Annotated in this window: 4 protein-coding genes and 2 tRNA genes; 3 read left to right on the forward strand and 3 right to left on the reverse strand. The window is 53.7% G+C overall.

All coding sequences use genetic code 11. The annotated features are described in order from the left end of the window. Positions 1 to 20: 20 nt before the first annotated feature. Positions 21 to 3,242, reverse strand: coding sequence for a carbamoyl-phosphate synthase large subunit (gene carB / locus HMPREF1647_RS02170; RefSeq protein ID WP_035431677.1), 3,222 nt, complete (start codon positions 3,240 to 3,242; stop codon positions 21 to 23). Then, positions 3,242 to 4,495: a glutamine-hydrolyzing carbamoyl-phosphate synthase small subunit gene (gene carA, locus HMPREF1647_RS02175; protein WP_035431693.1), complete on the reverse strand. Its 1,254-nt coding sequence runs from the start codon at positions 4,493 to 4,495 to the stop codon at positions 3,242 to 3,244. Before carA ends, carB begins: the two co-directional genes overlap by 1 nt. A 165-nt stretch (positions 4,496 to 4,660) precedes the next feature. On the opposite strand from carA, the gene HMPREF1647_RS02180 reads away from it, so the two are divergent. Continuing rightward, entirely contained in the window at positions 4,661 to 5,308 is a 648-nt protein-coding gene (locus HMPREF1647_RS02180) for a DNA-3-methyladenine glycosylase (protein ID WP_035431678.1), read from the forward strand. Positions 5,309 to 5,477: 169 nt separating this feature from the next. On the opposite strand, the gene gdhA is transcribed toward HMPREF1647_RS02180, so the two are convergent. Further along, on the reverse strand, positions 5,478 to 6,809 hold the full coding sequence (gene gdhA, locus HMPREF1647_RS02185; protein WP_035431680.1) for an NADP-specific glutamate dehydrogenase: 1,332 nt from the start codon (positions 6,807 to 6,809) through the stop codon (positions 5,478 to 5,480). A 154-nt stretch (positions 6,810 to 6,963) separates the two neighbouring features. On the opposite strand from gdhA, the gene HMPREF1647_RS02190 reads away from it, so the two are divergent. Together HMPREF1647_RS02190 and HMPREF1647_RS02195 are read left to right on the forward strand one after the other, a co-directional pair. Beyond that, positions 6,964 to 7,040: transfer RNA gene (locus tag HMPREF1647_RS02190), tRNA-Pro, on the forward strand. A gap of 23 nt (positions 7,041 to 7,063) precedes the next feature. Beyond that, positions 7,064 to 7,139, forward strand: a tRNA-Gly gene (locus HMPREF1647_RS02195). Positions 7,140 to 7,382: the final 243 nt, after the last annotated feature.

Here is a 7,382-nt window from a genome sequence, read left to right on the forward strand (position 1 = left end):
GCTCATTCTCCAAGCACGTTTTAAAGATCTTGTAGTGCAAAGGTCTCGGGCTCACTCTTTCTTGCCGCAGCAAGTGCCTGAATAAGAGCGGTAGCAGCAGACATTGCGGTGACGCAGGTAATGCCCTGGCTGACAGCTTCTGCGCGCATCTTGGTGCCGTCGCTATGAGCCTCGTGACCATGAGGTGTATTGATGATGAAGCTGACGGTCTTATCGCGCATAAGGTCAACAACGTTTGGATGACCATCGGAAATGCGATTGACGGTAGTGCAGTCAATTCCGGCCGCACGCAGCGTCTTTGCGGTACCACCTGTGGTGTAGATGCCATAGCCAAGGTTCTCCAGAGCCATAGCAACAGGAGCAATGGCGCGCTTATCTCGGTCGCACACACTGATGAAGACGGAGCCCTGCTCAGGAAGCTTGTTCTCAACTGCCTCACGAGTCTTTGCGTACGCTGCTGGGAAGGTGCGGGCAATACCCATGACCTCGCCGGTAGACTTCATCTCTGGACCAAGGATTGAGTCAGCACCAGGGAATCTAGACCAAGGCATAACCGCCTCTTTGACCGCGTAGTAATCGACGGTGCGATTCTCGTCTGGAAGCAGACCTTGTGCTCTGAGCTCACTGATCTTCTCGCCAGCCATGATGCGAGATGCGTATTTGGCCAGGGAGACGCCAGTTGCCTTTGACGAGAAAGGCACGGTTCTAGAAGCGCGAGGATTGAGCTCAATGACAAAGACGTGCTCGTCGCGGACGGCGTACTGGATGTTTAGCAGGCCTCGAATGCCGCAGGCAAGCGCCAGCTTTTTGGTGATATCCCTAATCTGATCAACAATCTTTTCAGAAAGCGAGAAGGGCGGCCAGCAGCAGGCGGAGTCGCCAGAGTGAATACCGCACTCCTCAATGTGCTCCAGGACGGAGCCCACATAACACTCCTCGGTGTCGCAGAGAGCATCAACGTCCAGCTCAATGGCGTCCTCGAGGAAGGCGTCCAGGTAGACAGGACGGTCTGGCGTGACGTGCGTCGCGGACTCCATGTAGGTGATCAGGTCGGAGTCGTCGTAGACAATGGCCATACCACGACCACCAAGAACGTAGCTTGGGCGGACAATCAGTGGGTAGCCAATGCGACGAGCGGCGTCGCGAGCCTCGTCCATAGTAGAAGCAACTGCCGAAGGTGGGCAGGCAATGTTGAGGCGGTCAAGAAGGGCTGCGAAGCGGTCGCGGTCCTCTGCCAGGTCAATTGCCTCTGGCTGAGTACCCATGATAGGAACACCAGCGTCCTTGAGAGCGCGTGCCAGCTTGATTGGAGTCTGGCCACCAAGGGTGACAATAACGCCTTCTGGCTTCTCAACCTCAATGACATCCATGACGTCTTCAAAGGTTAGAGGCTGGAAATACAGGCGATCAGAAGTGTCGTAGTCTGTAGAAACCGTCTCGGGGTTGCAGTTGACCATGACCGTCTCATAGCCCTGCTCACGAAGAGCGTAGGCAGCATGTACGCAGCAGTAGTCAAACTCAATACCCTGACCGATACGGTTAGGACCAGCGGAAAGAATCATGACGCGTGGCTTTTCTGCTTCCACGTACTCCGTGGCATTGCCCTTCTCGTACGTGACGTAGTGGTACTGAGTGGTTGCGCCAAACTCACCTGCGCAGGTATCAACTGTCTTGACCTGTGGGCGAACACCCAGCACTTCCCTCACAGCACGGACAACGTCTGTCTTGGTACCAGTAAGGTGTGCGAGCTGCTCATCCGAGAAGCCCAGCTGTTTGGCAGCAAGCATGTTATCGGTGGTGAGGCCAGAAAGTCCCAGCTCCTTGATGCGTTTCTCGGCGTTGATGATGCCTGCCATACGATGCAGGTACCATGGATTAATGCCGGTCATATCGTGGATGCGCTCAACGCTCCAATTTCTGCGCAGTGCCTCAGCAACGTAGAAAATACGCTCTGGTGTTGGCTTACTGACCAACTCATCAAAGTTCTTCTCGTCAAAGACATCGTGGCCGTCTGCGCCCAGACCAGCGCGATCTTGCTCCAGGGAGCGAAGCGCCTTCTGCAGGGCCTCCTCAAAGGTTCTGCCCATAGCCATAGCCTCACCAACCGACTTCATGCGGGTGGTCAGAACGCGGCTGGTGCCCTTGAACTTGACGAAGGCAAAGCGAGGAACCTTGACCACGCAGTAGTCGATGGAAGGCTCAAAGGCAGCAGGAGTTGCCTTGGTGATGTCATTGGTAATTTCATCCAGTGTATAGCCAACAGAGAGCAGTGCCGCCATCTTTGCAATTGGGAAGCCAGTTGCCTTGGAAGCCAACGCTGAAGAGCGGCTGACACGAGGGTTCATCTCAATGACGATGACGCGGCCGTTAGTTGGGTTGACCGCAAACTGAACGTTAGAACCACCGCAGGCAACGCCTACACGCTCGAGAATAGCGATGGAGTAATCGCGGAGGTTCTGGAGCTCTTCATCAGTAAGCGTCTGAGCTGGAGCAACGGTAATGGAGTCTCCCGTGTGGACGCCCATTGGATCGAGGTTCTCGATGGAGCAGACAACAATACCGTTACCCGCGGTATCGCGCATGACCTCCATCTCAATCTCTTTCCAGCCCTCGATGGACTCCTCTACCAGCACCTCATGCTCTGGGGAAAGCAAGAGGCCCTGTTCAACAATCTCTACAAGCTCTTCTGGGGTATGAGCAATGCCGCCGCCCGCACCACCAAGGGTGAAGCTTGGGCGAATGACCACGGGATATCCCAGGTCAGCAACAATGCGTTGGGCATCTTCCATGGAGTGAGCGATATCTGCGCGAGCAACCTCCAGGCCAATGTCCTGGACTGCCTCACTGAAAAGCTCACGGTCCTCACCGGTGCGGATGGACTCCAGGTTACAGCCGATAACCTCGATGTTGTATTTGTCAAGAACGCCCGCCTCGCCAAGACTGATAGTACAGTTCAGAGCAGTCTGGCCGCCCATGTTTGGCAGAAGCGCATCAGGACGCTCGCGCTCAATGACGCGGGTCACAGACTCAACGGTGATTGGCTCAACGTAGGTTCTATCTGCAGTTTCTGGATCTGTCATGATGGTTGCTGGGTTTGAGTTAACCAGAACAACCTCAAAGCCCTCTTTACGAAGGGCACGGCATGCTTGAGTGCCGGAATAGTCAAACTCGCAGGCCTGGCCAATAACAATTGGGCCAGAGCCGATGACCAGGATCTTCTTAATATCAGTACGCTTTGGCATTAGAAGCGCCTCCCCTCACGAACGTCGATGGCAAGATAGTCAGACTGTCCCTCCATCAAACGCGCAAACGCCTTGAACAAGTAGGATGAATCGTGAGGTCCTGGGCTTGCCTCAGGGTGATACTGAACGGAAAACGCTGGAATATCCAGGAATTGGATGCCCTCTGGAGTGCCGTCGTTAAGGTTGACGTGTGTGAGCCTGACGCGACCAAACTCCTTTGTCTGGACAACAGGAGCAATACGCCTTGCGGACCACTCGCAGAGGTTGTCAAAGTGCTCGGAGATTCCACCGGACTCCTCTGCAATGAGCTTGCCGAGGCTTGGGAAAACCAGACCGTAGTTGTGATTCTGAGCAGTAATCTCTACCTTGCCGGTCAGAAGATTCATGACTGGTTCGTTGCCGCCATGGTGGCCAAATTTGAGTTTCTCGATATCTGCACCTGCGACAATGGAGAGCATCTGGTTGCCCAGGCAGATACCAAAGACGGGAACCTTGCCCAGAACGCCGCGAGCGGCCTCCTGCGTAGCGTCAACCTGCTCTGGGTCACCAGGGCCATTGGAGAAGAAGATGCCGTCTGGGTTGTAGGCTAAGGCGTCCTCAGCAGGTGTGTTCCACGGTACAACCGTGACCTCGCAGCCGTTTGCCGCAAGACCCTGGAGAATGCCGTTCTTCTCGCCACAGTCGTATGCGACAACGTTGAAGCGCTTCTTAGACGTAGCGGAAACCACGTGAGGCGCGTCGACGGAGACGTCGGGGACAAAGTTGTGCTCGGAGATGCTGGGCGATGCCTGGACGCGCGCAAGCAGATGGGCGGGGTCCAGGTCCTCGGTGGAGATGGCCGCCTTCTGTGCGCCAAAATCGCGCAGGTGCATGGTCAGCGCACGAGTATCGATGCCCTCGATGGCAACGACGTCGTTTTCCTGCAGGAACTCTGGCAGACTCTGCTTGGATGTCCAGTTGCTTGGCTCGTAGCACATGTCGTGCACGACAAAGCCACGCAAGTGCAGGGTGTCTCGCTGCATGACCGCAGGATCGATGCCGTAGTTGCCTACCTGCGGATAGGTCAGCGTGACAATCTGTCCGGCGTAACTTGGATCGGAGATAATCTCCTGGTAACCCGTCATGGACGTGTTGAAAACAATCTCGCCGAAGGTCTCTCCGCTAGCACCACAGCACCTCCCCTCGAAGGTTGTTCCGTCTTCGAGAACAAGCAGCGCGCGAGGCTGCGAGGTGGCACTTGCCAGCGGATTCATATACTCTCCAATCTGCGTAGGAGCATGCCGAGCCATAAAAAAAGAGCACTCCTTGTGGAGGCTCAACAGCGAACATGCGCACTCAACGCTATGGGCCTTGCCGGTGTCTCGCACCGTCCTTAAAGGTTGGTAGTATTGTAGCGCATAACCAATAAAGGAGATGGCATGTTTCCAGATTTTCTAGAGAATCCCTCAGATGTGACTGCGCCGCTGCTGCTAGGATGCACCCTGACAAGGACAATTACGCTTAATGGCGAGAAACACAAACTAGTTGCAAGAATTGTGGAGACCGAGGCTTACGACCAAGACGATCCAGCAAGTCATGCGTTTGGCGGTCCTAGCGAGCGCAATGCTGCTATGTTTGGACCTGCAGGTCATCTGTACGTTTACGTTTCGTATGGTATGCATCACTGCTGCAATGTGGTGTGTGGTCCTGAGGGCTTTGGCAGCGGTTGCTTGGTGCGCGCAGTTGAGCCTCTTGAGGGTGTAGAGGTGATGCGCGAGCTCCGTGAGGCTGGACGCGCGGGTAAAGCGCATACAGGACATGTAGGTAAAGAGCAAGCGGAACGTGCGCGTAAGCACCCGCTCAAGCTGCGCGACCTCACTAATGGACCAGGTAAGGTGTGCGCTGCGCTTGGTATTGACAAGGAACTCTACGAACATGACCTGACAGTTGAGCCGCTTGTGCTGGGCTTTGCTCCCCTGTTACCAGGAGAAACAATTGGACGTTCACCTCGCGTAGGCATTAGCAAAAACATTGATGCTCCAAAGCGCTTTTTCATCGAAGGAAACGAGTTTGTTTCAAGAGCGTAGGTAATTTCAAGAGCGCAAGACGGGACCAAAATACTATCAATGAGCAGCACAAAAAAGGACCTTGGGAGACCAAGGTCCTTTTTTGAATACCAAGAGGGAGCTAAACCGACAAAGCAGGTACAACAATCAACTGCAGCAACACCGGGTTTCTCGCCAAGTGTTATGCGAACTAGCAGACACCCTGCGCCATCATTGCATTTGCAACCTTGAGGAAGCCGGCGATGTTTGCGCCAAAGACCAGGTTGCCGGGGTGGCCATACGTTGCTGCGGCCTCTGAAGCAGCGGTGTAGATGCTCTCCATGATTCCCTGCAACTTGGAGTCTACCTCCTCAAACGTCCAGGAAAGGTGCTCGGCGTTCTGGGACATCTCAAGACCGGAAACAGCTACGCCACCTGCGTTTGCAGCCTTACCAGGTGCGAAAAAGACGCCGTTCTCGATGAGATAATTGGTTGCCTCGAGGGTGGTTGGCATGTTAGCGCCCTCAACGACGTACTTGGTGCCGTTAGCAACAAGTTTCTGCACGTCAGCAAGCTCGAGCTCGTTCTGAGTTGCGCATGGCATAGCAATATCACACTTCTGACTCCAAGGACGCTCGCCTGGGAAGAAAGTGGCGGAAGGACGTGCGTCGGCGTACTCCTTGATGCGGGCGCGACGAACCTCCTTGACGTCTTTCAGCAGCTCAACGTCAATACCCTCAGGGTCGTAAACATAACCTGAGGAGTCAGATACGGTCACCACGGTTGCTCCCAGCTGCTGTGCCTTCTGGGCAGCGTAGGTAGCAACGTTTCCGGAGCCAGAGATGCAGACAGTTTTACCTGCGAGCGCATCGTTCTTCTCGGCAAGCATGTGGGTGAGGAAGTAAACCGCGCCGTAGCCGGTTGCCTCGGTGCGAGCAAGGGAGCCGCCGAAGGAGAGGCCTTTGCCGGTCAGGACGCCGGTCCACTCATTGCGAAGGCGCTTGTACTGGCCAAACATGTAGCCAATCTCGCGCGCGCCAGTGCCAATGTCACCAGCTGGCACGTCGGTGTTTGGACCAATGTGGCGAGCAAGCTCAGTCATAAAGGACTGGCAAAACGCCATAATCTCGCGGTCAGACTTGCCCTTTGGATCGAAGTCAGAGCCGCCTTTGCCGCCGCCCATTGGAAGCGTGGTCAGAGAGTTCTTGAAGATTTGCTCAAAGCCGAGGAACTTCAGGATAGAAAGGTTAACTGTTGGGTGGAGACGAAGGCCGCCCTTGTAAGGTCCAATTGCGGAGTTAAACTCGATACGGTATCCGCGATTAACCTGAACGTTGCCGGCGTCGTCAATCCAAGGGACGCGGAACATAACAATGCGCTCTGGCTCAACAAGACGTTCAAGCAAGGCAGCTTTCTCGAACTCTGGATGAGCATCAAGTGCAGGTTGGATGGTGGTAAGAACTTCTTTTGCTGCCTGGATAAACTCAGGCTGATCTGCGTAACGCTCTTCAAGCTGTGCGATTACCTTAGATGAATAACTCATGAAACCCCTTTCGAAGTGGTTACGAATAGCATAGTCATCCAATGTTTCGATTACATAACAAAATAGAAAAATCTGAGAGACAAAAATTAGTTCAAAAAGATTGCAATTTATTCTTGCTCTTGGGCGATTTGTCACCTATACTTTTCTCTCGGCTCGGGGTGTAGCGCAGCTTGGTAGCGCAACTGCTTTGGGAGCAGTGGGTCGCTGGTTCGAATCCAGTCACCCCGACCATTTTTTCTTTTTGCTTTACCCTTGCGGCGGTAGTTCAATTGGTAGAGCATCAGCCTTCCAAGCTGACTGTTGCGGGTTCGAGTCCCGTCCGCCGCTCCATAAAATTTCCTATTTTAAATTATCCCCTGTTCAAGGCATAATTCTGAATATTTATCCCGCCTCTTGTTTCTTCATGGGTGCTGATGGTTTTTTAGACGAGTCAGCGATTTTTTCCACGGTTATCTCTGTTTTCACAGACATCTTATTAGCGATTTTCTTCTTTACTTGTCATGATCAACTTTTGATTTATTTCCTTGAATATTCATGTAATTAAATTCATTTCCGTGCATACGTAATTTTTGA

The organism is Lancefieldella parvula DNF00906 (genome assembly GCF_000758945.1).
GTDB lineage: Bacteria > Actinomycetota > Coriobacteriia > Coriobacteriales > Atopobiaceae > Lancefieldella > Lancefieldella parvula_C.